The sequence below is a fragment of the Streptomyces pactum genome (assembly GCF_002005225.1).
Classification (GTDB): domain Bacteria; phylum Actinomycetota; class Actinomycetes; order Streptomycetales; family Streptomycetaceae; genus Streptomyces; species Streptomyces pactum_A.
Window position 1 is genome coordinate 8,350,286 of record NZ_CP019724.1, and the last position, 26,815, is coordinate 8,377,100.

The window sequence follows — 26,815 nt, forward strand, 5'->3', positions numbered from 1 at the left end:
CCCTTCCGGGCGGCGCCCTGGACCGGGACCCGAGCGGGACCCGATCGGGACCCGAGCGGGGCCCGAGCGGGGCCCGAGCGGGACTTGAGCGGGGCCCGAGCGGGACTTGAGCGGACCGCGATGGCCGCGCGCCACGCTGTCGAGTGGACCGACACGTGGTGAGGTGGCTATGGACGCGGCAGTGGAAAGGGCGGTCGAGTACATTCGCGAGCGGTTCGGCGATCCGCTGACCGTCGCGGACATCGCGGAAAGGGCCCGGCTCGGCCTTTTCCCTTTCTCGCGCCTGTTCAAGGAGGAGACCGGGGCGAGTCCCGGAAGGTTTCTCGCCGCGGTACGTATCCACGAGGCCAAGCGGCTGATCGACCGTTTCTCCATGAGCATGGCCGAGATCTCCGCCGCGGTCGGATACGGCAGCCTGGAATCGTTCACCGAGTCCTTCACGGCCGGTGTCGGGCTGCCTCCCGCCGGCTTCCGCCGGCTGTGCCGCGGCGCGGGGCAGGCACCGCCGGAGCCCCGGCCGGGCCCGCGGCCGGCAGCCGGCGCGGTCGCGGGCACGATCACGCTGCCGGAGGGGCACGGGAACGCGCGCGTGTACCTGGGTGCCTTCGCCACACCCCTCGTCCAGTACCCGGCCGTCGCCGCGGCCCTCGTCGACGTGCCGGGCGACCGTCCGTCCTGCTACCGCCTGCCCGGCGTTCCCGAGGGGAGCTGGCACCTGCTCGCGGTGGCGGTGGCCGCCGGCACCGGCCACGATCCGCACGCCGGGCGGAGCACGCTCGTCGGGGGCCACCGCGCCGGGGCCGTGACGGTGAACGCCGCCACCGTCACCAGCGCGGCGGTGCGGCTGCGCCCGCAACGCCCCGCCGATCCACCGGTCCTGCTCGCCCTGCCCGAACTGCGGCCCGCGCGCACCGTCGTGGCGCACCCCGGGTGCGCCGCCGCCCCGGGCCCGCGCCCCGCCGGCCGGCCGCGGACGGTGCCCGCCGCGCCGGAGCCGTCAGGGGCCTGAGGGCGGCGGATTGCGGCACAGCTCCTGCCGGGCCTTCAGCCGTTCGGCCAGCAGGCACCACTCCCTGCCGATGTGCTCGGCCATCGGGGCGATGACGCCCAGCCAGTGCGGCGGCACGGCGTCGACGAGCCGCCGCGAGTCCTCACCGGGCGCGAGGGCGTGCGACTGCATCCAGCGCAGGAGCTCCCGGCCGTCCGCGGTGTAGCGGATGGCGGGGTCGGCGGCCATCTTGGCCGCCACCACCGCCCACGTGGGCGGGGTGTCGGTGTGGTTCCTGCGCTGCGGCGGCGCGGCGTCGACGCTCCCGGCCACCCGCAGCGGCGCCCGGCGGGCGCCGTCGGCGACCGTCCCGGCCGGCTGGGCCGGCTCGCCGGGCGGCGCCGCGCACGGCACGGGCCGCACGTGCTGCGGGCGTACGGCATGCGGCTGGCGCCCGTTGCGTTCGGGCCCCTCGCCGCGCCGGAGCCGCGCGCTGACGTCGTGCACCGTGCCCAGCGACACGTCGGCCGCCCGGGCGACCTGGCGCAGCGGGGCGTCCGGGTGGGCGGCGATGTACTCGGCGGCCCGCCGCCTGCCCTCGCCCGCGTCCACCGGCCGCCGCCTGCCGTCCTGCCCCATGCGCTTGCCGCCCAGCGGCGTCGCGATCGCCGACCGGCCGCGCAGCGACGCGACGGTCTTCGCGCTCAGCCCGGTGACGCCGGCGACGGCGCGGTCGGACCAGTCGGGGTGGGAGGCCAGGACCCGCTGGGCACCGGCGACGCGGTCGGCCTTCGACAGCGGCAGGCCGTGCGAGCCGTTGGCCTGCATGGCGATGACGAGCGCCTCGGAGTTGGAGCAGTCCAAGAACCGCGCCCTGATGCTGTCGTCGCCCATGAGCCGGGCGGCCTCGAGCCGGTGCAGCCCGTCGATGACACGGCAGCCGTCCACCTGAACGAGAATGGGGGGGAGTTCCGCGGATTCCGCCGCGTCGAGGAGAACGCGGACATGAGCGGCGTCCGTTCCGCCCTGGCGCAGGGAGAATCCGGGGGCCAGCGCGGTGACGGGGACTTCGCGCGCCGGGAGCTGCTCGAAGTTTTGCAGGTCGAATTCGGTGTGCGCCGACGATCCGACGCTCTCCATCCGGACGGGACTGAATGCACTCGTTATCGAGACGGCGTGCGCGTTGCTCTGAGCCATTCCTGTAACTCCCTCTCTGCTGCCGCTGGCGAAGAGGGTCGCAGGAGGGTCTCCAGCCGTAGTGGAGAGCAGGTCGACGTTGCCTGGAAACACGGCACCGCGGGTGTCCGCCGCCCGGCGGACACCCGCGGTGCGTCAGGCGTCCCGGCGCCGGAGCTGCACCGCCGCGACGGCCATCAGGACGGCCGTCCAGAGCGCGAGCACCCCCAGTCCCGCCCACGGCCCCAGCAGGTCGCCCGCCCGGGAGTGCTGCTGGGTGATCAGGAAACCGGCCTCCGTCGGGAGGTAGGCGTGGACGCGCTCGCCGACGCTCCCGGGCAGCATGCCCGCCATCGGGGTGATCACCAGGACGAAGCCGGTGACGACGGTGATGCTCGCCGCCGTGTGCCGGATGATCGCGCCGACGGCGAGGGCGAACAGGCCGAGCAGGGCGAGGTAGAGACCGCAGCCGAGGACGGCCCGCAGGACGCCCGGGTCACCGATCGCGACCGGCGCCTTGCCGTCGAGGATCGGTGCGCCGACGAAGAAGGAGCCGAACGCGGTCACTTCGCCCACCGCCAGGACCAGCAGCCCGAACACCGCGCTCTTGGCCGCCAGCACGGGCACCCGGCCGGGCACTGCGAGCAGGCTGGCACGGATCATGCCGGTGGAGTACTCGGAGGCGATCGCCATCACGCCCAGCACGCAGACCGCGAGCTGGCTGAGCAGGATGCCGCTGCCCAGGATGGTGCCCGTCGGGTCGCTCCTCATCTCCGCCTGCTGGGACGCGTCGGTCTTGTCCCAGTTCGCGATGCCCATCTGCATGAACAGCGCGGTGAACACCAGGGTCAGCACGACCAGGACGGCCAGCGACCAGACGGTGGAGCGCACGGAACGGATCTTGGTCCATTCCGAGAGCATCAGACTCGCGAAGCCCGGCCCGCGCTCCCGGGCGGCCGACGCGGACGGGTGGGTGGGCGCGGTCGTGGTGGTCACTTCACACCTCCGGCGGCGGGCACGCCGGCGTCGTACTCGACGGCGTCCTTGGTCAGTTCCATGAAGGCCTCCTCCAGGGAGCCGCGCCGGGTCGACAGCTCGTGCAGCACCAGGCCGTCGGCGGCGGCGAGTTCGGCGATGCGCGCGGCCTCCAGCCCGGTGACGTCCAGGTCCCCCTCGTCGGTGGTGGTGACGGTGGCTCCCTTGCCCGTCAGCAGCTCGGCGAGCTGTGTTCCGTCGGGCGTTTTGACCAGCACGGACCGCTCCGTGCTCTGCTCGATGAACTCCTCGGTGGAGCAGTCGGCGACCAGCCGGCCGCGGCCGATGACGACGAGGTGGTCGGCGGTGACGGCCATCTCGTTCATCAGGTGGCTGGAGACGAAGACGGCGCGGCCCTCCGCAGCGAGCGACTTCATCAGGTTCCGGATCCACAGGATGCCCTCGGGGTCGAGACCGTTGACCGGCTCGTCCAGGACCAGCGCCGCGGGATCGCCGAGCAGCGCGGCGGCGATGCCGAGCCGCTGGCCCATGCCGAGCGAGAAGCCGCCCGCCCGCTTGCGGGTCACCGGTGCCAGCCCGACCTGCTCGATGACCTCCCCGACCCGGCGCCTGCCGATGCCCTGGGTCTGTGCGAGGCAGAGCAGGTGGTCGTAGGCGCTGCGGCCGGTGTGGACGGCGCGCGCCTCCAGCAGCGCCCCGACCACCCGCAGCGGCCGGGCCAGGTCGCGGTAGGGCACGCCGTTGACGGTGGCCTCGCCGGCGTCGGGCCTGTCGAGCCCCAGCAGCAGTCGCATCGTCGTGGACTTGCCTGCGCCGTTGGGGCCCAGGAAGCCGGTGACCCGGCCGGGCTCGACCGTGAACGACAGGTCGTTCACGGCACTCTTGTCGCCGTAGCGTTTCGTGAGGTTCTTGGCCTCGATCATGGTCACCTCGGTTGAATGGCCTGCGAGAGTTTCGCTGGGGCAGAAAAATCCCCGGCCACCTGTGATAGCAGGATCGCTATCTGTTCAGTAGTCGCGCCCTGGAGCGGCCGTGAACGATGGCCCCCACATCGGGGCACGGATATTTTGGCAGCGCCTACTGTCCGAGGAAGCCCGTGTTTCATCTGCCGACTTTCCTCAGTTGAACCCGTGGACCCGTGAGGGTGGTCATGAATTCAGTCACGAACGGTCCGGCGCACACCGGCCGGCGGCCGGTGGTCGGGATCTGCGCGCGCACCGCGCCGGTCACCCTCCAGGGCAGCGATCTGGTCGTCTCCCTGGCGCTGCAGTCGCACGTGGCCTTCCTGGCCGAGGCGGGCTGCACGCCCCTGCTGCTGCCGCTGCTGCCGGGGGCCGAGGACCTGGCCGGCCGGCTCGACGCACTGCTGGTCGCGGGCGGCCCCGACCTGGACCCGGCGCTGTACGGTCAGGACGCCCACCCGGCGACCCGGCCGATGAGCCCGGACGCCGACCGCGTCGAACTGGCGCTGGTCGCCAGGGCACTCGACGCGGCCCTCCCCGTACTGGCGATCTGCCGCGGCATGCAACTGCTCAACGTGCTGCACGGAGGCACCCTCCACCAGCACCTGCCGGACGTCACCGGCCACGACGGCCACCGTCCTCGCACCCCGTCCTTCACCCTGGGCCGCCGCCCGCTGAAACTGCTGCCCGGCAGCCGGATCGCCGGCATCCTCGACGAGGACGAACCCGAGACGGCCTGCCACCACCACCAGGCGGTGGACCGGCTCGGCGAGGGCCTCACCGCCACCGGATGGGCCGAGGACGGGACCGTCGAGGCAGTCGAAGTCACGGGCCATCCCTTTGCGGTCGGCGTGCAATGGGAATCCGGGCACACGGCCGACAAACGACTTCATCAAGCCCTCGCGCAAGCAGCCGCACGCGTTTGAAGAACAGGTCGCCGCAATTTTCGAAAAATTGAGAACAGGCGGCCTCGAGGGAAAACTGTTTTCCGATCCCCATGCGAAGGAGAATCATGTCGCCGCGGATGCCCAACCCCTCGTTGGTGGTGCCCGACGTTCTTCCGCCCATGCGCGCGCTGGTCAAGGCCGTCAACAGCGTCGGTGTGCCGCTGCAGACGCTCGTGCTCGTCCACCTGCGGGTGAGCCAGATCAACGGCCGCCTGGTGCAGCTACCCGTCAAGCAGTGGGAGTTCGAGGAGGCGGGGGAGGAGGACCACCGTCTGCCGCTGGTGGAGACCTGGCGGGAGCAGACCTGCTTCACCGACGCCGAGCGCTCCGTGCTGGCGCTGGCCGAGGCCGCCACGCGCATCAACGACCGCGCGGACCCGGTGTCGGACGAGGTCTGGGAAGAGGCCGCCAAGCACTGGACCGAGGTGCAGCTCGCCGCCGTGGTCCTGCACATCGGCCTGGTCAACCTCTGGAACCGGGTCAACGTCGCCACCAAGCAGGAACCGGTGGACTGGCGTGTCAACCCCAAGAAGTGGACCCCGATGACCAGCCGGCTCACCGCGGCGCAGTAACCCCCGCACGCACCGGCCCTGTCCGGCGGCTCACCGCCGGACAGGGCCGGTGTCGTTGCGGGCGCGGCCCCGGCTCAGCGGGCGCCGCGGCCCGGAGCGACCGTACCCAGGACCGCCAGCAGCGTCCTGGCCTGCACGTTGACGTAGCGGCTGTGCCCGGCGAGCCAGTTCAACTGGCCCGGCGTGACCCAGTGGTACCCGGGCGGCGGCTCGGTGGGCGTCGTGGCCTCGTCGGTCTCCACGATCAGATAGCGGCTCTCGGCGTTGAGGAACCGGCCGCCCTCCTCGGAGTGGACCGTCGAGTAGCGCACACGGTCGCCGGACGCGTTCAGCAGCGCGTCGAGGAACGGCGGGCGGTGCGCCGCCGGCAGCGGGGCGTAGTTCGACGGAGCACACTGCACGGTGGGCGCGAGCTCGACGGTGTCGAGGAAGCCGCCCTCGACCCGCGCGTGCGCCAGAACGTGCGGGACCCCGTCGAACACCCGGTAGGCGAACCCCACGACCCCGCTCTCCACCGGCTCGATGATCGGCTGCGTCCAGCCGGCGACCTCACGGCCGGCGCCCTCGACCGACACCGCCACCACACGGAAGAACCTGCCGTCGGCACGGCTGACGCAGGACGCGTCGGTCCGCCATCCGGCCACCTCGCGCAGGGGCATGCGACGGACCCGGACGTCGTGCCGGGCCCGTTCCCCCGTGAACCAGGTCAGCAGGCCGGAGTCGGACGACAGCGCCCTCGTCTCGGCCGGGACCGCCGGAGCGCTCGCCAGCACGGTGCGCGCGTCCATGTTCACGACGTTGTCCAGCCGCAGCAGCTCGAGGATCTGACCGAGGGTCAGCCAGCGGAACGCCTCGTCGGCCGGTACGTCGCCGTCCACCTCGACGATCATGTTGCGGTTGCGTTTGCGGTAGAACCAGGCGCCGTGCTCGGACTGCAGCACGTCCGTGAGCACCCGCTCCCGCTGCGGGGCGAGGAAGTGCTCCAGGTACTTCACCTCCGTCCCGCCGTGGGCCTTGGTGTAGTTGCTGCGGGTGGCCTGCACGGTGGGGGAGAGCTGCACCAGGTTGGGGTTGCCGGGCTCCATCTTGGCCTGCATGAGGAAGTGCAGGACCCCGTCGAACTCCTTGGCCAGGATGCCCAGGATGCCGATCTCCGGCTGCACGATGATCGGCTGCTGCCACTGGGCCCCGGGCCGCGCGACGTGCAGTCCCTCGATGGTGAAGAACCGTCCGCTGCGGTGCCGCAGGTCGCCGGTGTCCGCGGCGAACGACCAGTGGCCGAGTTCGGCGAACGGGATCCGCCGGATCACCGCCCCACCGGACCGGCGGCGCTCCTCCAGCCAGCCCGGCACCTCGCAGGTCGCGGTGTGCGTCCCTTCGGCCGTCGCGGCGGACAGCGCCAGCCGCTCGGCGGTCCCCGCCCCCGAGCGCGCGACCAGCGTGGCCGGCGCGCTCACGGCCGGCCACCGCTCTCCTTGACCGGCTTCCACCACCGGGGGTTGTCCCGGTACCACGCCACGGTCTCGGCCAGCCCCGTGCCGAACGCGGTCAGCGGCCGGTGGCCGAGCGACCGCTCGATCTTGCCCTGGTCCAGGGCGTAGCGCCGGTCGTGGCCCTTGCGGTCGGTGACGTGCCGGACCATGTCCGGCTCCGCTCCGCACAGTTCGGCGATCCGGTGGGCCAGCGTGAGGTTCGCCACCGCCGTGCCGGCACCGATGTTGTAGACCTCGCCCGCCCTGCCCCCGGTCAGCACCCGGTGCACCGCCCGGCAGTGGTCGTCCACGTGCAGCCACTCGCGGACCTGCCCGCCGTCCCCGTAGACCGGAACGGGGCGTCCCTCGAGCAGGTTGGTGACGGCGAGCGGGATGAACTTCTCCGGGTGCTGGTAGGGGCCGTAGTTGTTCGAGCAGCGGGTGACCGAGAGGTTCAGCCGGTGCGTGCGCACGTACGCCAGGGCCACCAGGTCGGAGGCCGCCTTGGACGCGGCGTAGGGCGAGTTGGGAAGCAGGGGGGACTCCTCGGTCCACACCCCCTCCTCGATGGAGCCGTACACCTCGTCCGTCGAGATGTGCACCACGCGCTCGACACCGGCCGCCAGGCAGGCCTCGAGCAGCGCCTGGGTCCCCTCCACGTTGGTGCGCACGAAGACCGCGCCGCCGGCGATCGAACGGTCGACATGGCTCTCGGCCGCGAAGTGCACCACCGCGTCCTGACCGTCGAGCACGGCAGGCAGCAGGTCGCGGTCGAGGATGCTCCCGCGCACGAAGGTCAGCCGCGGGTGCGTGGCGGGGAGGTTGTCACGGTTTCCCGCGTAGGTCAGTTCGTCCAGGACCGTGACGTGCGCGTCCTCGAAATCCGGAAAACCACCGTCGAGCATCGTCCGTACGTAGTGCGAACCGATGAATCCGGCACCGCCGGTGACGAGGATTCTCATGAGACCACATCGCAGTCGGAATTCCACGCTCGAAGCATGACCTTCTCCCTTTCCGGTGAACAGACGGACGGTGTTCCGCGGTCCTGCCGGCCGATGCGGGCGGGGTGCCGGACGGCGCGGGCGGCGGGCGCGGACGCCGAGAGCCCGCCCGCGGCGGGCTCTCGGCGTCCCCGGGGAGGCGACGCCCTCGCCCGCCCCCTGTCCGGTGAGGCTGAACGGCCGCCCTCGAAGGCGTCTCGAGACGGACTCGAAGGCCTTCGAGGGCGGCCGGCCGGGGGGCGTCGTCGTCAGCCGTCCTGCAGCAGCCCCAGAACGTTGCCGTCCAGGTCGGTGACGGTGGCCACGCGACGACCGCCGCCGACGTCCTTGGCGGGGTCGCGCACCGTGGCGCCCGCGGCGGTCACCTCGGCGAGCTTCGCCTCGATGTCCGCCACGTGCCAGTAGGCGACCTGCGAGTCCTGCGCCCCCGCCGGCACCAGCCCGACGTGCTGCCCCGCGACGTCGAAACCGACGTAGTACTCCGAGTCGGTCTGCGGCTCGATGCCGAACAGGACGGCGTACAGCTTCTTGGCCGCTGCCACGTCCGCCACGGGATGCAGCACGGTCTTGATTCCCTTAATGGCCGAGTCAGCCATTCTCACTCCCGGGGGTTGGAATTGCGTCGCTACATGCTAGGGAAATCCGCGAAGCCGACGCATCTTCACGCATGCCGCCTCGAGCGGGTTTCCAGACGTCCTCGAGCAAAAGCCGACAGGGCGATGCCACGCTGCCAGCGCGCTGAATTCAGGAGGGGAATCACGTGAGAAGGCTTGCGTTGGTCACAACAGCGATGGCGGTCGGTCTGCTGGGCTCGGCCGTCGTCCCGGTCACGGCGGCGGAGGAGGCGGCGGCGCCGGCCGCCGGCAGCGTCGACTGGATACCGTGTCCGGGCGGCGACCCGGTCCTCGGCGACATGCTCGAGGGCCTGGAGTGCGGCTCGCTACAGGTGCCGCTCGACTACGACGAACCCGACGGCAGGAAGATCAGCCTGGCGCTGACCCGGGCCAAGCACACCGTCCCCGACAGCGAGTACCAGGGCGTCGTCGTGCTCAACCGCGGCCAGTGGCCCGGCGGCATCGGCCGCGACCTGCCCACCCGCTACGCCCAGGGCACGACCGGGCTGGCGAAGGACGTCGGCGACGCCTACGACTGGATCGGCTTCGACCCGCGCGGCGTGGGCGCCAGCGAGCCGGCCGTCGTCTGCGACAGCGACTACCTCGACCCCGGGCACGCCCAGCCGGACCCGGTGCCGCCCACGCCCGCCGCCGAGCGGGAGTGGACGCAGCGGGCCCGCGCGTACGCCGAGAGCTGCGGCGACAAGTACGGCGACGTGCTCAGGCACCTGAGCACCCAGGAGGCGGCGCGCGACCTGGACCGGATGCGCGCCGCGCTCGGCCAGCAGAAGATCACCTACTTCGGCACCGACTGGGGCACCTACCTCGGCTCGGTCTACGCCTCGATGTTCCCGCACCGGGTGCAGCGCATGGTCCTGGACAGCGTGGTGCGTCCCAGCGGCGTGGGGTACCGCGACAGCCTCCGCAAGAACGTGACGTCCCAGCGCAACGCCGAGATCTTCTTCGCCTGGGTCGCCCGGTACGACGACGTCTACCACCTGGGCACCACCGCGGCCGAGGTCGAGGCGAACTACTACGAGGGACAGGACGCGCTCCGCACGGCGCCCGTCGACGGCAGGATCGGCCCCTCCGAGTGGGCCGACGTCTTCGAACCGGTCGTCTACCGGAGCTGGACCTGGCTCTCCCGCGCGCAGATGCTCTCCGACTGGGTGGTGCGCAAGGACCCGGCGTCGCTGCGGGCCGGCTACTCACCGCCGGGCTTCCCGCACCAGAACCGGCACGCGATGACCAACGCGGTCAACTGCCTCGACGGCCCCTGGCCGCGCGACTGGAGCCGGTGGCACCGCGACCACACCCGCCAGTACGACGCCGGCAACCGGTTCTTGACCTGGACCAACGCCTGGTACAACGCGCCGTGCGCCTTCTGGCCGGAGCCCGCCAGGAGCGAGCCGCTCGAGGTCGGCGACCGCACGGTGGACGTCCTGCTGGTGCAGCCCCAGTTCGACACCGCGCACGGTGTGGCCGGCGCCGCCGAGACGCACAGGCTGTTCCCGAACTCCCGGCTGGTCCTGGAGAGGGGCGGTCACAACGTCGGCGCCGCGCTGTCGGCGAACAACAACGTCTGCCTCAACGAGTACGTCGGCGACTTCCTCAGGGACGGCACCCGTCCGGCCTCCCGGCGGGGGGCCGACGCCACCTGCAAGGCGTCACCGGACCCGGTCCCGGCGTCCTGATCCGTCACCGGACGGGCCCCGCACGAGCGTCGTGCGGGGCCCGTCCGGCCGGACGGCCAACTCAGCGCGGGGCGAGTGCCGCACCGCCCCGGTGGGCGGCGACCACCTCCCGCAGCGTGTGCGCCAGGTCGTTGGGCGCGGGCATGGCCAGCACCTCCTCGCCCAGGCGCCGGGCGTTCGCGCGCAGGGCCGCGTCCCCGAGCAGACGGACCAGTGCGGCACGGACCGCGGGCCCGTCCGCCTGGGCGGGTGTCATGGCCATCCCCGCGCCCGCACGGTCGAGGCAGCCGGACTTCAGCGGAGCGTCGAACGCCCGGCCGATCAGCAACTGGGGAACGCCGTGGCGCAGAGCGCACCCGAACGACCAGGTGCCGCCGTGGTGCACCACGGCCGAGCAGGTCGGCAGCACCTCGGACAGCGGAACGGACTCCACCAGGCGGGTGTTGCCCGGCACCTCGCCCAGGGCCCGCCGCGCGTCCGGCGGCAGGGCCAGGACCAGCTCCATCTCCAGGCCGGCCACCGAGCCCAGGATCTCCCGGACCCGCTCGAGGGGCAGCGGCAGCCGTACCGGCCCGTCGTCGGCGACGTCGCCGAAGGTCATCAGGACCCGCGGCACCCGCGGCGGTCCGGCGAGCCATCCGGGCACGACGGCCGGGCCGTTGTAGGGGACGAACTGCACGGGAAGCGTCGTCGGCCGCGCGTCGGGCCGGAACGCCTCGGGGAACGGGGCGATGGTGAACTGCCCGTTGACCAGGTCCTCGCAGAACTCCACGCCGTACCTCGCGGCCCAGCCCGCCAGCCAGTCGCGCATGGCGTCGGCGCGCCGATGCGGCGGCTGCCGGGCTTTGGCGTGCAGGAAGTCCTCCCGCAGGCGCGTGTAGACGTCGACGGAGTACAGCACCCGGGCGTGGGCCGCGCCCACCGCGGCGGCGGCCACCGCGCCCGCGAACGCCTTCGCGCCCCAGAGCACCAGGTCCGGCCGCCAGGCGCGGGCGACGGCGACCAGGTCCTCCATCATCGGGTCGTTGGACCGCCGTGCCTGCGGCAGCACCAGGTCGTCGAAGACCCCGCAGGCCTGCTCCCAGCTCAGCCGCGCACGGTCGGGCCGTAGGTCGAACAGCGGCTCCAGCCCCTGCCGCGGGGCCCTTCTCGCGGCGGCGGCACGGTCCGACGTCTGACGCCGGTCGCGCTGCCTGCGGACCGTCGGTGTCTCGCCGGGCCCGACGCCCAGGCCCGTCAGCCCCGCCCCGGCGACGGCGTCCAGCAGGTCGGGCCAGCCGGCCACCCGCACCTCGTGCCCGGCCGTCCGCAGCGACCACGCCAGCGGCACCAGGTTGTACAGATGAGTCTTCCAGGGAAACGGCACGACGAGAACTCGCACGACGTACTCCTTTTGGAACGTGGGAGGTGGAATGCACCCAGGAAAGTGCCATCTGAACCCGCCGTTCAACCGCTGAAACGCCGCGGTTGAACAAACGGGCCGGCACGGTCGGCAACACGGAAAACTCGTGAACTTGACAGAGCCGAGTACTCAACGGGACCGTCGGCGTACTCGGTTGCCGATACAGCCGAAGGAGGTGAAACAGATGAAGACGCTTCGTCAGTGGAATGCTCTGCGTTCGCAGCGCAAGGGCGGTGTCCGCCCGGCCGGTACGCACTTCAAGTGGGCGGCCTGATCAGGTCGATCTCTGAGTCTGTGGAGGGTCGTACGACCCTCCACAGACTGGCTTTCGGACCTCGGAAATCTCTGACCCTGGCAATCGAGGTGGGACCAGTGCACCGATGGAGTTACGAGCTTTTTGCCGTCGAACGGAAAACCTTGGACGGGCTGGTGGACCGTTTCCTGGCCCACGAGCCATGGCAGAAATCGCGCGATCCGCTGACCGAGGCGGAACGCGCGGAACTGCGTGAGACGATCGCGGGACTCCGGCATCCCAGGGTCGTCGAAGAACTCTGCGCGCTGGCGGCGACCCACCCGCGTGCGGATGTCCGCCTGTCGGTGCTCGAGGGTGTCGAGCCGTTCCTGGCCACCCATCCCGCGGCGCGGGAGTTCCTGGTCTGGCTGCTCGGCGACGACGAGGACTTCATCGTGTTCTCCGCCGCGCGGATCGCCGGCCGGCACCGCGTCGGCGAGGCCTACGAGGAGCTGGTGCACATCACCGGACCGGCCGAGGCCGGCCTGTTGCGCAGCACCAAACCGGTGGGCATCGGCGCCGCCGTCGTGGCCAAGGCGATGGACCGGATACTGGGGGCCGAGGACCGGGCGGCCCGGCTGGGGCTCGAGCGGGAGCACGCCCGCACCGGGCAGTTGCCGCCGGGCACCGCACTGGACGAACACTGGGACTACGACCCGCACCACCTGCCACGCCCCGCCCCCGACGGCATGGTGCTCATCCCGGCGTCGGACTTCGTCGTCGGAATCGGCATGGACGACGTCGTCCATCCGCTGTACGACGTGGACGACGCGGTCCCCAGGCAGACCCGCCACCTGCCCGACTTCCTCATCGACCGCTACCCGGTGACCAACCGGCAGTACGACCAGTGGGCGCAGGGCCCGCTGGCCGCCGAGCACGCGCTCTGCCACCCCGACGAGCCCGAGGGCAAGGACCACCGCCGCGGGATCGCCGGCGACACCCGGTTCGGCCCCGACCACCCCGCGACCGGCGTCGACTGGTTCGACGCCTACGCCTACCTCGCACACCTCGGAAAGCGGCTGCCGACCGAGCTGGAGTGGGAGAAGGCCGCACGCGGCGACAGCGGAGCCCGCTATCCGTGGGGCGACGACTTCGACCCGGACGCCCTGCGCTGGTTCGGCGCGTCCTACGCAGCGGTGCAGAACCTGGAGCAGTGGCGCGACGCCCTGAGCACCTTCGACGAGAAGAGCCCCGAGGTCACCACCGTCCCGGTCGGCTCCCACCCCAAGAACGTCAGCGGCTACGGGGTCGCGGACCTGGTCGGGAACTGCTGGGAATGGACGGACACCAACTTCTTCACCCGCGACCGGATGAAACCGATGATCTCCGGCAGGCCCCGCACCGAATGGGCGACGGCCGAGGAGACCTCGGTGGTCATCCGGGGCGGCGCGTGGACCTCCATGCGGGAGCAGGTCACGACGTACTTCCGCGGCAAGGACCTCTTCACGGACCGGCACAACGAGATCGGATTCCGAGGAGTGATCCGGTGAGCCCGCCGCAGCGCATCCCGCGGTTTCGGTACGACGGCACGGTGACGGCGGACCAACGCGCCTTCTACGAGCAGTACGGATTCGTGATCTACCGCGGCGTGTTCGACGCACAGGACGTGGAGGTCATCCAACGCGATGCCGAACGCCTGGAACGCGACACCCTCGAGGGGAAAGTACCGGCCGAGCACCGCGACCGGGTGATCAAACCGTCGTACGACGAGGACGGCCGGGCGACCCTGCACCGGCTGCCCTATTTCACCCTGCACTGCGCGAACACCCGAGAACTCATCGAGCGACGGCACCTGGACGCGCTCGGCCCCGGCCTGCTGGGACGGCCGACATGGCGGTTCGAGGACGCCATCGACGGAGCCGTGTGGCAGATGAAACGCGGCAGGCGAAGCTCGTACAGCGCGCTGGACTGGCACCTCGACTTCCCGCACGATCTCCCGGTGACCCCGCTGGTGAACGTGGGCATCTACCTGGACTCCGCCACCATCCGCAACGGCTGCCTGGTCCTCGTGCCCGGATCCCACCGGTATCCGCCGCGGCGGCTGGAGGCCGTGGGACTTCCCCTCGAAGCCGAGGCGGGCGACGTCATCTGCCACACCTACAACATCCTCCACCATTCCGGGCCGGTGCTGGACGACACCAGCCGGGCGACGCTGTACGTGTACTACTCCGCGGGCGAGAAGCCCTCGGCGGGCACGGAGTACAGCCACCGGGCGGGCGAGGACTTCGCCAAAATGATCACCGGAGCGGAGGCCGGCACGCGATGACCACCACCGAGCAGTTCTCCCCCGAGCCTTGCCTGCCCGAAGTCCCCGCCGAGGTCCTGCGGATCGCCGCCTCGACCGACGGGACGGCGGCGGAACACGACGCCCTGCTCGGCGGCTACCTGCGCACACTGGAACGGCTCACCGACCCGCGACTGCTCGGGGAATGCCTGGCGGTCGGCCTGCTGCACGACACGCCCCGGATCCGCCGGCTCGCCCTGGCAGCCGCCGTACGGCTCGCCCCGGAACTGGCGGCCGAGGCCGTCGGGTGGGCGCTGGCCGACCCGGACGAGACCGTGCGGGGACCCGCGCTCGCCTCCCTGGCCTCGACATCCGCCCTGCGGTTGGCGGGCGGCCCGTCGGCGCTCCACGCCCTGCTGGCCGTCCTGGGCCGATCCCCCGAACAGATCACCGCGGGCGTCGGCAACTACGTGACGGCGGCGGACGCGCACGCACTCGCCTCGGCCCGGACGCTGCTGGCCGACCCGGACCTGGCCGACACGGTCCTGGCCGAGCTGCCCGTCCCGCTGTCGGCCGACCGGCTGCCCAGCCGGCTCTCCCTGGACGGAATGCGGCACGTCCCGGCCGGACGGCTGCGCCGCGGGACGCGCCCCGGACAGGAACGCTCCTGGGGCGACCCGGCCGAGGCGGCGGTGGACGAGGTCGAGGTGGCGGGGTTCCACCTGGACACCGTGCCGGTCACCAACGACGCGTACGACGCGTTCGTCGCCGACGTCGCCGGCCACGGCCACCTGTGGTGCCATCCGGACGAGCCGCGCGACACCGATCACACCCGCTCCACCGCCGACGATCCCCGCTTCGCCGGCGACCACCCCGTGACCGGGGTCAGTTGGTACGACGCGGCGGCCTACGCCGACTGGTGCGGCAAGCGGCTGCCCACCGAGGACGAATGGGAGCGGGCCGCGCGGGGCGACGACCACCGCCGCCACCCGTGGGGCGCCACCTTCCGGCCCGACCTGGTACGGGGCCTGCACACGGTACTCGCGGGGGACGCTGCCACCGGCCCGGACCGCCAGACGTGGCTGCGCCGGCTCGCGGACCTCCGCATCACCGAACCGTCCGCGCTGACCGGCCCGGTGAACGACCTGCCGGGCAACGAGTCTCCCTTCGGAATCCGGGACATGTGCGGCAACGTGTGGGAGTGGACGTCCACCCGCTTCCTGGACGGCCTCCCGCTCCGGCCGCGCTTCGGCACGATGGACCCGGGCGACCTGTGGGGCGAGTGGTCGGCCGAGGTCAGCGTGCGCGGCGGGGCGTGGAGCTCACCCCCCGCGCTGCTCACCGCGGTGAGCCGGGCGGGAAAGCCCCTGGTGACCAGGAGCCCGGAGATCGGGTTCCGCTGCGCGGTGAGCGAATCCGAGGCGCCACGGTGACCACCGGAACACGGCGAGTGCGGCGGGTGCTGCCCGAGGGCTACAGCCGCTGCCTCGCCAACCCCGACTTCCGCCGGCTCCAGCCCGGCTTCCTGGTCTCCTTCCTGGGCGACGGCATGAGCTTCGTCGCAGTGGCGTGGCTGGCCGTCGAACTGGCCGGCCCGGCCGACCGGGCCCTCGTGGTGGGGCTGGCCGTCGCCGCCTACAGCCTGCCCGCCGCGATCGGCTCCCTGACGCTGGGACGCTGGCTGAGCGGGCGCAACGCCAAAAGCCTGATCCTGCTGAACTCGCTCCTGCGCGCGGCCGTGTTCACCCTGCTGCCGGCGTTGTCCTGGCTGGACCTGCTGGACGTCACGACCTACATCGCCCTGCTCGCCCTCTCCTCGGTCCTGCACGCCTGGGGGATCGCCGGCCGGCAGACCTTCGTCGCCGAGACCCTGCCCGACGAGGACCGGCTGGCCGGCCACTCGCTGGTGGGCAGCCAGGAGCAGTTGTCCTTCATCATCGGACCGCCGCTGGCCGGCCTGGTGGCGGCCGCGCTCGGGCCGGCCGCGGTGCTCGCCGGCGACGCGGCCAGCTACCTGTACCTGGCCGTCGTGGCGGCCCGGGTACGCGGCGACAGCAAGGTCGGCCGCCGTCCAGCGGTCCCGTTGCGGCGCAGCGGCCAGACCCTCGCCCGCCACCCGGAGCTGATGGGCCTGCTCGCGCTCACGTTCGTGTTCTACCTCCTGTACGGGCCGATCGAGGTGGCGCTCCCGGTCTTCGTGGCCGAGGAGATGGGCGCGGACCCCACCGCGCTGGGGTGGATCTGGGGCGCCTTCGGCGTCGGCGCGGTCATCGGGGCCCTGGTCGCGGGAACGCTGCGGCGGCTCCCGCTGTGGCCGACCGCGCTGGCCATCGTGGCCGGCTGGGGACTGGCCATCCTCCCCTTCGCGCAGTTCGGCACCCTCACCGCGGGCATCGTGGGCTTCGGCCTCGGCGGGCTGATCTACGCGCCCTACGGACCTGTGACGATCACCCTGCTGCAACAGAAGGCCCCCCTGGAGGAGTTGGTGAGCCTCAGCGCCTTCCGCAGCGCGATCCTGGTGATCGCGACGCCCCTGGGCGCGGCACTCGGCGGGCCCCTGGTCGGCGCGTTCGGGGCGGCGGGCACGATCCGGCTGTCCGGCCTGACCACCGTCGGCCTCGCCGTCCTGGGCGCACTGCTGATCTGGCTGGTACGGCCGCGCCCGGACCGCGGGAAGCCGCAGCCGGTCTCCGGCAGGCGGCACGCCGATCGGACCTGAGCAGCCCGCGACGGGCCGCCCGGCCCCGCGCGGGCAGCGCACCGGCGCCGGGACCCCGACGCCGTCATGCTCGGCGCCGCGGACCTGCCCGGCGCCAGGGACAAGGAGCGGTGATGAAACTCGGACAGGACGAGATGCGAAGCCGGTTCGAGCGGGAGCGGTCCGTCCGGCTGGCCACGGTCGACGAACGCGGCGGCGCCCATGTGGTGCCCGTCATCTTCGTGGTCGACGGCGACATCCTCTACTCACCGACCGACAGGCCGAAGAACGGCGCGCCGCGGCCCAAGCGGCTGCGCAACCTGGACCACGACCAGCGGGTCACGGTCCTGGCCGACCTCTACGACGACGACTGGCTGAAGGCGTGGTGGGTACGGCTGCGCGGCACCGGCCGGGTGGTCGGCGAGAGCCCGGAGCGCACGCGTGCGCTGGGCCTGCTGGACCGGAAGTACGGGCAGTTCGACGGCCCCCGCTACCTCAGGGACGGCGGACCGGTGCTGGCGGTGGACATCAAGGACTGGCTCGGCTGGGCGTTCAGCGACCGCCCCGCGCAAACGGACCGGCCGCGGCCGTGGCACGAGCGGTTGCGGCGGCGCCCCCGGTGACCGGCCTGTGGCCGGTTCCACCCGTCCTTGACCGGGGTTGGAGACGTCCTTGCCATGCTGCCAGCACTACCCAGCCCGGCACACACGGCAGTCCCCGTCATCCCGGTACGCGACCTGGGCGCGGGTCTGTCTGCCACCTTCCGAAAGGACGAACATGGGATCAGTCGAGGTTCCGGTTCTGATCGTGGGCGGTGGCGGATGCGGTCTGTCCGCCTCCGTCTTCCTGTCCGACCAGGGCGTCGACCACCTGCTGGTGGAACGGCACCCGGACACGTCGAGGGTCCCCAAGGCGCACTACCTCAACCAGCGCACGATGGAGATCTTCCGCCAGCACTCGGTCGCCGACGACGTGCTCGCCGAGGCGGCGCCGCTGGAGAAGTTCGGCAAGGTGCGCTGGCAGACCACGCTCGCCGGCGACGGGCCGCTGGACCGGCGCCTGATCCACGAGATGGACGCCTTCGGCGGCGGTGAACTGCGCGAGACCTACGCGGCGGCCGGGCCCGTCCTGCCCGCCAAACTGCCGCAGATGTGGCTGGAGCCGATCCTGCGCCGGCACGCGCAGGACCGCAATCCCGGACGGATCCTCTTCCACCACGAGGTCACCTCCTTCTCCGACGAGGGCGACCACGTCGTCGCCGAGGTACGCGACCTCGACACCGGAGAGATCACCACGGTCACGTCGCAGTACCTCATCGGGGCGGACGGCGGCCGCACGGTCGGAGCCGCGGTCGGCATCGAGATGCAGGGCCCGCCCGGGCTGGTCAACACCACCACCGCGTACTTCTCCGCCGATCTGTCCCCGTGGTGGGAGGAGGGCACGCTCATCACGCACTTCCTCAGCCCGCAGGACCCCGACCTGTCCAGCAACCTCATCGAGATGGGACCGAGCTGGGGCAAGGAGTGCGAGCAGTGGGGCCTGCACTTCGCCCCCGGCCCGCCCGGACGCTGGGACACCGAGACGGTCGTCCCCAGGATCCGTGAGCTGCTGCGCATCCCGGACCTGGAGGTGACGGTGCACAAGGTGACGGACTGGATCGTGCACGCCCACCTCGCCGACCGCTACCGGGTCGGCCGCGTGCTGATCGCCGGCGACGCCGCCCACCGCCAGCCCCCCGCCGTCGGTCTCGGCCTCAACACCGGCATCCAGGACGCGCACAACCTCGCCTGGAAGCTGGCCGCGGTACTCGGCGGCCGGGCCACCGACAACCTGATCGACACCTACGAGAGCGAACGCCGGCCCGTGGGCCGGGAGAACGTGGACTGGGCGGTGTCCGCCGCCGTCCACCACCAGGCGGTCATCGACGCCGTCGGCGTCGGTCACCACATCCCCGCCGGGCGCCGCGGGCAGCGTCTCGAGGCGTACTTCGACCCCTCACCGCTCGGCGACACCGTGCGGGCGCGCGCCCTGGAGATCTTCCACACCCACCGCGGGGGCTGCCAGTCCCTCGACATGGAGGTCGGCTTCCACTACGAGGACGGTGCGCTGGTCCCGGACGGCAGCCAGGCGCCGGCCCGCGTCCCCATGCGCGACGAGCACCGGCCGACGTCCCGCCCCGGGCACCGGCTGCCGCACGCCTGGATCACCCGCGAGGGCCGGCGCCTGTCCACGCTGGACACCACCGGCAGCACCGACTTCACGCTGATCACGGGCGCGCGGGGGACGCCGTGGCGCGAGGCGGCCGCGCGGGTGGCGCAGAAGTACTCGGTGCGGCTCCACACGGTGTGCATCGGCGCCGGCGGCGAGTACGCCGACGTGGACGGCGGCTGGCAGGCCGTCCGGGAGATCACCGACGCCGGCGCCCTCCTGGTCCGCCCCGACCAGCACGTCGCCTGGCGCAGCACGGGCGGCAGCGAGGACCCCGAGCAGGCCCTGGCGCAGGCGTTCGCCGCGGTCCTGGAGCGCTGAGACCACGACGGCACACGGAAGCGGCCGTGCCCCGAGACTTCGGGCACGGCCGCTTCCGCGTCGGCCGGGCGGCTCAGGCCCCGACCGCGACCGGGCCGGCCGCGTTCTGCTTCACCCAGGTCATGACCTGCTCGGCGGCCTGGCGCGCGGAGGCCATGCACACCCCGACGCCCACACCGTCGTACAGGGCGCCGCACACCGCGAGGCCGGGCTGGGCGGCCACCGTCTCCCGGATGCGCCGCACCCGCTCGAAGTGGCCGACGGTGTACTGCGGCAGGGCGTCCTGCCAGCGGCTGACCCGGGCCGCCACCGGGGCGCCCCGCACGCCGGTGGCCTCGGCCAGCTCGGCCGTCGCCAGCGCCACCAGGCCGGTGTCGTCGCGCTGCAGCAGGCCCTCCTCGCCGAACCGCCCGATCGAGCAGCGGACGATCTCCACCTCGCCGGCCAGGTGCGGCCACTTCACGGTGGTGAACGTGACCTCCTTGACCGCCCTGCCCTCCACCGCGGGCACCCGGTAGCCGGCGTAACCGCGGCCCGGCAGCCCGCCGGGGAACGCCGTGCGGGGGTAGGCGAGCGTGACCACCGCCACGCTCGAGTACGGCACCTGTCCGAACGCCGAGACGGCCGCGGAGGTGCCGGGGACGGTGGCGAGCAGCCTGCCCGCGGGGCCGGCCGGAACGGCGACGACGACGGCGTCGGCGTCGAGGTGCTCCGGGCCGGTGTCCGAGTCCACGGTCACCCGCCAGCCGTCCGCGCGGCGGGTGAGTTCCCGCACGGGGGAGTCGGTGCGCACGGACGCGTCCGGCGCGGCCGCCAGCACCTGGCGCACGAGCACGGGGGGCAGCGAGCCGAACCCGCCGTCCAGGGTCGCCACCCGCACCGGCGGCGGCTTCTGCCCCTGGGCGAGCACGGGCGTCAGCGAGCCCGCCGCGTCCGCGAGCGAGACGTGCGCGCGGGCCGCCTTGGCCAGCGGCGTCAGCGTGGCCTCGAACGACAGGTCCGCGGCGCGGCCGGAGAACACACCGGCGAGGAACGGTTCGACGAGGCGGTCCACGACCTCCTGGCCGAAGCGCCCGCCGACGTAGTCCGCGACCGAGACGTCGCCGTCCCGGTCGAAGGACGGCAGCACGAGGTCCTGCCGGGCCCGGTCGACGCCCTGCGCGGAGACGACGCCGGACCTGGCGAGGTCGTCCATGTCGCAGGGCACGCCCATGAACTGACGGTCCGGCTGCCGCCGGATCTCGCCCCGGGTCCAGATCGCCGACGCGGTCTCGCCCGCCGGCATGATGGTCTCGCCGAGCCCGGCGTCCTGGATCAGCCCGGTGGTCCGGCGCCGGTTGGCGTACAGGGACTCGGCGCCCTCGTCGACCGCGACGCCCGCCACCTCGGAGACCGAGAGTTTCCCCCCGAGCCGGGACGACGCCTCCAGGACCGTCACCCGGACCGGCTCGTTACGGAGCCGGAACGCCGCCGCCAGTCCCGCGATACCACCCCCGATGACGACGACATGGGGCTTTCCACTCACCTGATCCTGTTCGGTGCCAGCCATTCCACCAGATCCTTCGCGGTTAGTGTCGTAGAGGCCGTCCCGGCGCCGGGACGGGTGCCTGGCAGTCTGACCGGAGGGACCGGCCCCCCGGTCGAGAGCGCCTAGAGGGCCCTGCGGGCGGAGCCGAACCAGCGCTCGAGGGCCTGGCCGAGGTCGTCGGTGGTGCCCGGTGAGGTCCAGGCGACGTAGCCGTCGGGGCGGACCAGGACGGCGTCGGGTGCGGTGCCGGGGGTGGTGCCGGGGGTGGTGGTCCAGGTTCCGGTGACGGTGTCGACGCGGCCGGTGTGGTGCCGGGCGGCGCGTGCGGCGGCGCCGTCACAGGTCACCAGCAGGCCGCGTCCGGTGCGCAGGAGTTCGCCGACGCGGGTGCGGGTGCCGTCGGGCAGGGTCAGCGCCCGGTCGGGCGGCATGCGCCGGCCCAGCAGCGGATGGTCGCCCTTGGCCAGGTCGTAGCGGATACCGAGGTTGCTCAGCATGCCGGCCGCGTACTCGGCGGCGTCCCGGTGGGCCAGCAGCTCGCCCACGACCTCACGGACCGGGTCCATGTCCTGGCCGGTGAGCCGCAGCTCGATCGCCGCGCGGGCGTTGCGCGCCAACTGCTCGCCGACCGGGTGGCGTTCGGCGTGATAGGTGTCCAGCAGGCCCTCGGGCGCCCACCCGCCGACCGCCGCCGCCAGCTTCCAGCCCAGGTTCACCGCGTCCTGGACGCCCACGCTCAGCCCCTGCGCCATGGCCGGGGGCTGCACGTGCGCCGCGTCGCCCGCCAGGAACACCCGCCCGCGCCGGTACTCGGCGGCGGCCCGCGAGGCGTCGGTGAAGCAGCTCATCCAGCGGCACCGGCCGTGGTGGAGGGACTCGCCGGTGAGCCGCTGCCAGGCGTCGGCGAGGTCGGAGAAGGACAGCGAGTCGCGGTCGTGCGGCGGCGGCGTACCGGCCTCGTGGACGACGACCCGGGTGACGCCGTCCTCCAGGTCCATCGCCATCACCATGCTGCCGCCCGGCAGGTTCTCGCCGATGCGCCGCTTGCGGGTGTCCACACCGGTGACGTCGGCCGTGAGGAAGCCGCGCCGGCCGTCGGTGCCGGGGAAGCCGATCCCGGCCAGTTTGCGGACGGTGCTGCGTCCGCCGTCGCAGCCCACCAGGTAGGCGGCGCTCTCCCCGGCCGGCCCGTCGGGCCCGTCCACGGCCACCACGACACCGTCGTCGCTCTGCCGCACACCGGTCACCTCCCGGCCGCGCAGGACCGGTACGCCGAGTTCGCCCACCCAGTCCTCCAGCATCCGCTCGGTGCGGAACTGGGAGACCCCCCGGTGCCCGTAGTGGTCCTGCGCCAGCACGCCGAGGTCGATCGGGATCCCGCCGAAGTGGCTGTCGGCGGGCTCGGTGCCGCCGAGACGGCCGAGCAGGCCCCGCTGGTCGAAGCACTCGGCGGTGCGCTTGGTGAAGCTCGCCCCGCGCGACTGGCGCGTCGGGGCGGTCAGCCGCTCGTAGACGACGACGTCCGCGCCGCCGAGCCTGAGTTCGCCCGCCGTCATCAGCCCGACCGGGCCGGCCCCGACGACGATGACATCCCTGGCCATGTGTTCGCTCCTCTTCGATGGGTGGCGCCGGGCGCTCACCGGCCGGCGTACTGCGGGACGCCGCCGCCGAACCAGCGCTCGAGGGCCTGGCCGAGGTCGTCGGTGGTGCCCGGTGAGGTCCAGGCGACGTAGCCGTCGGGGCGGACCAGGACGGCGTCGGGTGCGGTGCCGGGGGTGGTGGTCCAGGTTCCGGTGACGGTGTCGACGCGGCCGGTGTGGTGCCGGGCGGCGCGTGCGGCGGCGCCGTCACGGGTCACCAGCAGGCCGCGTCCGGTGCGCAGGAGTTCGCCGACGCGGGTGCGGGTGCCGTCGGGCAGGGTCAGCGCCCGGTCGGGCGGCATGCGCCGGCCCAGCAGCGGATGGTCGCCCTTGGCCAGGTCGTAGCGGATGCCGAGACCGCTCACGATGCCGGCGACCCGCTCGGCGGCGTCCCGGTGGGCCAGCAGCTCGCCCACGACCTCGCGGACCGGGTCCATGGTCTCGTCACCGAGGTAGAGCTTCGACGCCGCGCGGGCGTCGCGGATCAACTGCTCGCCGACCGGGTGGCGTTCGGCGTGATAGGTGTCCAGCAGACCCTCGGGCGCCCACCCGCCGACCGCCGCCGCCAGCTTCCAGCCGAGGTTCGCCGCGTCCTGCAGCCCGGCGCTCAGTCCCCACGCGGCCAGCGGCGGGATCTCGTGCGCCGCGTCGCCCGCCAGGAACACCCGCCCGCGCCGGTACTGCCCGGCCAGCGCGGCCGAGTTGCCGCACGCCCACAGCCAGTGGCAGTCCGCGTCGTCGATCGACTCGCCGGTCAGCCGCCGCCACGCGTCGGCGACCTCGGCGAACCTCAGCGCGCCCGGCTCCGGACGGGCGGGCAGATCCGGGTCGTGGACGACCACACGGCAGCGGCCCCCGCCCAGCGGAGTGCACACCACCATGCGGCCGCCGGGAAGGCGCTCGCCGATCGGCCGGGGGCGCGGGGCGGCACCGCTGATCTCCGCGGTGTACATGCCCCGGGTGGGCTCCCAGTCCCGCACCGGGATGCCGGCCAGCGCGCGCACGGTACTGCCCGCCCCGTCGCAGCCGGCCACGTACCCGGCCTGCTCCTGGCCGGGCCCGTCGGGACCGGTGAAGGACACCACCACACCCTCGGGCGTCTCCCGCAGACCGCTCACCTCGCAGCCGCGGCGCACCGGCACGCCGAGGTCGGCCAGCCAGCCGCCCAGCGCCCTCTCGGTCGTGGCCTGGGACAGGCCCAGCACGCCGCTGTGGTCCTCGTCGAGCATGCCGAGGTCGAAACGGACCCCGCCGAAGTGCCCCATCGGGCCCCACCGGAACTCGCCCAGCCGGCTCAGCAGCCCGCGCTGCCCCAGCGACTCGGCGGCCCGCCGGTTGAAGCCGAGGGCCCGGGACTGTCCGGCCGGGACGGGCAGCCTGTCGTAGACGGCCACGTCCGCTCCGCCCAGGCGCAGCTCTCCGGCCAGCAGCAGGCCGGCCGGCCCCGCGCCGACCACTATGACGTCAGTCTTCTTCATTTCGTGAGGCCCTTTGCGCTGTGGCAATAGTTGGCCGTTGTGAAGCTACTCAGGGCGGTGTCCGGCCGCAACGATTCCTAATTCAGCGGGCGCCGGCGAGGGCGTTCGGCCGCGCAGCCGGCGCTATTGAACGCGGCGGTGAACGCTTGAACGTGGAGAGTGCACCGCAGCAATATCGTCGGGTGCCTCCGGATTTTGTTTCTTCCCACGGTGCATGCGCGCATTACCGGCCACAGAAAGGAAACTGACGTGACGGTCGAGAAGATCGCCCTCGTCACGGGTGCCAACAAGGGCATCGGTTTCGCCGCCGCGCGGCAACTCGGTGAGCGGGGGATCGCCGTCCTCGTCGGCGCGCGGGACGAGGTGCTCGGCAAGCAGGCCGCCGACGCGCTGGCCGCCGACGGCATCACCGCGGCGCCGCTCCGGCTCGACGTGAGGGACCCGGCCTGCGTGGCCGACGCCGCCCGCGAGATCGAACGGCGCCACGGACGCCTGGACATCCTGGTGAACAACGCCGGCACCGCCGGCTCCTTCACCGGCGCACCGAGCGAGGCGACCGCGGCCGACCTGCGGGAGGTCTACGAGACCAACGTCCTGGGCGTGGTCACCGTGACCCACGCGATGCTGCCGCTGCTGCGCCGCTCACCGGCCGGCCGCGTCGTCAACCTCTCCAGCCACGTGGGGTCGCTGACCCTGAACGCGGACCCCGGCTCCCCGCTCGCGAACGTCAACATGATCGCCTACCAGTCCTCGAAGACCGCGCTGAACGCGGTCACGCTCGCGTACGCGAAAGAGCTGCGGGAGACCCCGGTCAAGGTCAACGCCGCCCTGCCCGGAGTGGTGGCCACGGACATCAACCACCACCGCGGCCGCCGCACGCCCGCCGAAGGGGCCGCGATCGTGGTCCGGCTCGCCCTGCTGGACGACAACGGCCCGTCGGGCACGTGCCTGGCGGACGAGGGACCCGTCCCCTGGTGACGCGCGGCCCCCACGCACGGCTGCCGCCCCGCGGCCGCCGCACCCGACCGCACCGCCGGGCCAGACCCGGCGGGCACGAGACTTGGAGAAGACAGTGGCGCTTGACGCAACGATCCTGGTGCTGGGCGGGACCGGCCGGCAGGGCGGGGCCGTGGCCCGCGAACTGCTGCGGCGCGGGCACACCGTGCGCGCCCTGGTCCGCGACCCGGCCAAGGAACAGGCCAGGCAGCTACGGGAGGCGGGCGCGGTCCTGGTCCGCGGCGACATGGACGACGAGGCGTCGCTGACGGCGGCGATGCGGGACGTCCACGGGGTGTTCAGCGTCCAGACCTTCCGCGGCCCCGGCGGCGTCGAGGCCGAGGAGCGGCAGGGCAGGGCGGTGGCCGACGCCGCGGTACGGGCCGGGGTGCGGCACTTCGTCTACAGCTCGGTCGGCGGCGCGGACCGCGACACCCGGGTCCCGCACTTCGAGAGCAAGCACCGGGTCGAGCAGTACCTGCGGACGCTCGACCTGCCGACGACGGTGCTGCGGCCGGTCATGTTCCACGACATCCTGCTCGACATCGCCCCGCGCCCGGCCGAGGGCGGACTCGTGCTCGCCATGTGGCTGGACCCCCGGACCCCGGTACAGCTCATCGCGACCAGCGACATCGGCGTGTTCGCGGCGGACGCCTTCGAGGACCCGGACGCCTGGCTGGGCCGGGTGGTCGAGATCGCCGGCGACTGCCTGACCGGACCGCAGATGGCCGCGGCGTTCGAGGCGGTCGCCGGCGTCCCGACCCGCTACCGGCGGCTGCCGATCGAGCCGCTGCGCTCGGCCCGCCCCGACCTCGCCAACATGTTCGACTGGTTCGAGCGGGACGGCTACCGCGCCGACCTCGACGGACTCCGCCGCAACCGGCCCGGCCTCGTCTCCCTGGAGACCTGGCTGGCCGGCAACTGGACGGCCCCCGTGGCCGCGGCGGGCCGCTGACAGGCCTCAGGTGAAGACCGGCTTCCCGGTGCGGGTGCGCTTGAGCTCGAAGAACCCGTCGGTCGCCGCCACGGCGAGCACGCCGTCCCACAGCCGCGTCGCCGCTTCACCGCGCGGGGCCGGGGACACCACCGGGCCGAAGAACGCGACGCCCCCCACCGCGACGACGGGCGTGCCCACATCGGTCCCGACCCGGCCCACGGCGTCGTGGTGCGAGGCGCGCACCGCGTCGTCGTAGGCGCCGCAGACGGCCGTGCCGGCGAGCCCGGGATCCAGACCCGCCCCGGCCAGGGCCGCCGCGTAGGTGGCCCGCTCCCTGGGCGCCCCCTCCAGGTGGAACCGGGTACCGAGTTCGGTGTAGAGCGGCCCCAGCGCCCCGGGGCCGTACCTCCGCTCGGCCGCGGCGCACACCCGCACCGGCTCCAGCCGCACGGCCAGGTCCCGGTGCCAGCGCTCGGGCAGGTCGGCGCGCCCCTCGTTGAGCACCGTCAGGCTCATCAGGTGCCAGCGCAGTTCCAGGGGCCGCTGCCGGGCGACCTCCAGGACCCAGCGGGAGGTCAGCCACGCCCAGGGACAGGTCGGGTCGAACCAGAAATCCACCGTGGTCGGGGTGTCGTGCCGCAACGGGGCCTCCTCGAATAGCCGGGCCGC

Annotated in this window: 23 protein-coding genes; 12 read left to right on the forward strand and 11 right to left on the reverse strand. The window is 73.0% G+C overall.

What is annotated here, in order from left to right; all coding sequences use genetic code 11:
• Positions 1-169 precede the first annotated feature (169 nt).
• The gene (locus B1H29_RS36255; RefSeq protein ID WP_055422214.1) at positions 170-1,009 is read left to right on the forward strand and encodes a helix-turn-helix domain-containing protein; all 840 of its coding nucleotides are present in this window, start codon (positions 170-172) and stop codon (positions 1,007-1,009) included.
• Here B1H29_RS36255 and B1H29_RS36260 read toward each other — a convergent pair.
• The 3 genes from B1H29_RS36260 to B1H29_RS36270 form a co-directional block, all read right to left on the reverse strand.
• A complete protein-coding gene (locus B1H29_RS36260) occupies positions 998-2,185 on the reverse strand; it encodes a ParB/RepB/Spo0J family partition protein (RefSeq protein ID WP_055422215.1) in 1,188 nt (395 codons plus the stop codon). The genes B1H29_RS36255 and B1H29_RS36260 overlap by 12 nt on opposite strands.
• A 135-nt stretch (positions 2,186-2,320) precedes the next feature.
• Entirely contained in the window at positions 2,321-3,160 is an 840-nt protein-coding gene (locus B1H29_RS36265) for an ABC transporter permease (protein WP_055422216.1), read from the reverse strand.
• Positions 3,157-4,083, reverse strand: a complete 927-nt coding sequence (locus B1H29_RS36270) for an ABC transporter ATP-binding protein (RefSeq protein ID WP_055422217.1) — start codon at positions 4,081-4,083, stop codon at positions 3,157-3,159. Before B1H29_RS36270 ends, B1H29_RS36265 begins: the two co-directional genes overlap by 4 nt.
• Before the next feature lie 227 nt (positions 4,084-4,310).
• Here B1H29_RS36270 and B1H29_RS36275 point away from each other — a divergent pair, with 227 nt between their 5' ends.
• Entirely contained in the window at positions 4,311-5,048 is a 738-nt protein-coding gene (locus B1H29_RS36275) for a gamma-glutamyl-gamma-aminobutyrate hydrolase family protein (protein ID WP_055422218.1), read from the forward strand.
• An 86-nt stretch (positions 5,049-5,134) separates the two neighbouring features.
• The gene (locus B1H29_RS36280) at positions 5,135-5,641 is read left to right on the forward strand and encodes a carboxymuconolactone decarboxylase family protein (protein ID WP_055422219.1); all 507 of its coding nucleotides are present in this window, start codon (positions 5,135-5,137) and stop codon (positions 5,639-5,641) included.
• Positions 5,642-5,715: 74 nt separating this feature from the next.
• Here B1H29_RS36280 and B1H29_RS36285 read toward each other — a convergent pair whose 3' ends face one another.
• The 3 genes from B1H29_RS36285 to B1H29_RS36295 form a co-directional block, all read right to left on the reverse strand.
• On the reverse strand, positions 5,716-7,098 hold the full coding sequence (locus B1H29_RS36285) for an NDP-hexose 2,3-dehydratase family protein (RefSeq protein ID WP_055422220.1): 1,383 nt from the start codon (positions 7,096-7,098) through the stop codon (positions 5,716-5,718).
• Complete coding sequence (rfbB, locus tag B1H29_RS36290) at positions 7,095-8,075, reverse strand: dTDP-glucose 4,6-dehydratase (protein ID WP_055422221.1); 981 nt, start codon at positions 8,073-8,075, stop codon at positions 7,095-7,097. Before rfbB ends, B1H29_RS36285 begins: the two co-directional genes overlap by 4 nt.
• Positions 8,076-8,362: 287 nt before the next feature.
• Positions 8,363-8,710, reverse strand: a complete 348-nt coding sequence (locus B1H29_RS36295; protein WP_055422222.1) for a VOC family protein — start codon at positions 8,708-8,710, stop codon at positions 8,363-8,365.
• 179 nt (positions 8,711-8,889) lie between these two features.
• Between B1H29_RS36295 and B1H29_RS36300 the strand changes: the two genes are divergently transcribed.
• Positions 8,890-10,422, forward strand: coding sequence for an alpha/beta fold hydrolase (locus B1H29_RS36300; protein WP_234393212.1), 1,533 nt, complete (start codon positions 8,890-8,892; stop codon positions 10,420-10,422).
• Positions 10,423-10,483: 61 nt separating this feature from the next.
• Here the strand turns inward: B1H29_RS36300 and B1H29_RS36305 are convergent, their stop codons facing one another.
• Complete coding sequence (locus B1H29_RS36305) at positions 10,484-11,803, reverse strand: nucleotide disphospho-sugar-binding domain-containing protein (protein ID WP_063787570.1); 1,320 nt, start codon at positions 11,801-11,803, stop codon at positions 10,484-10,486.
• A gap of 438 nt (positions 11,804-12,241) precedes the next feature.
• Here B1H29_RS36305 and B1H29_RS36310 point away from each other — a divergent pair, with 438 nt between their 5' ends.
• From B1H29_RS36310 to B1H29_RS36335, 6 genes are all read left to right on the forward strand, one after another.
• Positions 12,242-13,606 (forward strand): formylglycine-generating enzyme family protein, encoded by a 1,365-nt coding sequence (locus tag B1H29_RS36310; RefSeq protein ID WP_055422225.1) that lies wholly within the window; start codon positions 12,242-12,244, stop codon positions 13,604-13,606.
• Positions 13,603-14,382 carry a phytanoyl-CoA dioxygenase family protein gene (locus B1H29_RS36315; protein ID WP_055422226.1) on the forward strand — a complete coding sequence of 260 codons (780 nt, stop codon included), beginning with the start codon at positions 13,603-13,605 and terminating at the stop codon, positions 14,380-14,382. Before B1H29_RS36310 ends, B1H29_RS36315 begins: the two co-directional genes overlap by 4 nt.
• On the forward strand, positions 14,379-15,773 hold the full coding sequence (locus B1H29_RS36320; RefSeq protein WP_055422227.1) for a formylglycine-generating enzyme family protein: 1,395 nt from the start codon (positions 14,379-14,381) through the stop codon (positions 15,771-15,773). The genes B1H29_RS36315 and B1H29_RS36320 overlap by 4 nt, the downstream gene beginning before the upstream one ends.
• Positions 15,770-17,059: an MFS transporter gene (locus B1H29_RS36325; RefSeq protein ID WP_063787571.1), complete on the forward strand. Its 1,290-nt coding sequence runs from the start codon at positions 15,770-15,772 to the stop codon at positions 17,057-17,059. Before B1H29_RS36320 ends, B1H29_RS36325 begins: the two co-directional genes overlap by 4 nt.
• Positions 17,060-17,172: 113 nt before the next feature.
• On the forward strand, positions 17,173-17,661 hold the full coding sequence (locus B1H29_RS36330) for a pyridoxamine 5'-phosphate oxidase family protein (RefSeq protein ID WP_055422229.1): 489 nt from the start codon (positions 17,173-17,175) through the stop codon (positions 17,659-17,661).
• Between the two features lie 154 nt (positions 17,662-17,815).
• Entirely contained in the window at positions 17,816-19,567 is a 1,752-nt protein-coding gene (locus B1H29_RS36335; protein WP_055422230.1) for an FAD-dependent monooxygenase, read from the forward strand.
• A 73-nt stretch (positions 19,568-19,640) separates the two neighbouring features.
• On the opposite strand, the gene hemG is transcribed toward B1H29_RS36335, so the two are convergent.
• From hemG to B1H29_RS36350, 3 genes are all read right to left on the reverse strand, one after another.
• The gene (gene hemG, locus B1H29_RS36340; protein ID WP_055422231.1) at positions 19,641-21,116 is read right to left on the reverse strand and encodes a protoporphyrinogen oxidase; all 1,476 of its coding nucleotides are present in this window, start codon (positions 21,114-21,116) and stop codon (positions 19,641-19,643) included.
• 101 nt (positions 21,117-21,217) lie between these two features.
• Positions 21,218-22,696 (reverse strand): FAD-dependent monooxygenase, encoded by a 1,479-nt coding sequence (locus B1H29_RS36345; RefSeq protein WP_079159919.1) that lies wholly within the window; start codon positions 22,694-22,696, stop codon positions 21,218-21,220.
• Positions 22,697-22,731: 35 nt separating this feature from the next.
• The gene (locus B1H29_RS36350; protein ID WP_055422233.1) at positions 22,732-24,213 is read right to left on the reverse strand and encodes an FAD-dependent monooxygenase; all 1,482 of its coding nucleotides are present in this window, start codon (positions 24,211-24,213) and stop codon (positions 22,732-22,734) included.
• A gap of 249 nt (positions 24,214-24,462) precedes the next feature.
• Between B1H29_RS36350 and B1H29_RS36355 the strand changes: the two genes are divergently transcribed.
• A complete protein-coding gene (locus B1H29_RS36355; RefSeq protein WP_079159918.1) occupies positions 24,463-25,191 on the forward strand; it encodes an SDR family oxidoreductase in 729 nt (242 codons plus the stop codon).
• Positions 25,192-25,285: 94 nt separating this feature from the next.
• Positions 25,286-26,164, forward strand: a complete 879-nt coding sequence (locus B1H29_RS36360) for an NmrA/HSCARG family protein (RefSeq protein ID WP_159027749.1) — start codon at positions 25,286-25,288, stop codon at positions 26,162-26,164.
• A gap of 6 nt (positions 26,165-26,170) precedes the next feature.
• On the opposite strand, the gene B1H29_RS36365 is transcribed toward B1H29_RS36360, so the two are convergent.
• Positions 26,171-26,788, reverse strand: a complete 618-nt coding sequence (locus B1H29_RS36365) for a hypothetical protein (protein ID WP_055422236.1) — start codon at positions 26,786-26,788, stop codon at positions 26,171-26,173.
• Positions 26,789-26,815 lie beyond the last annotated feature (27 nt).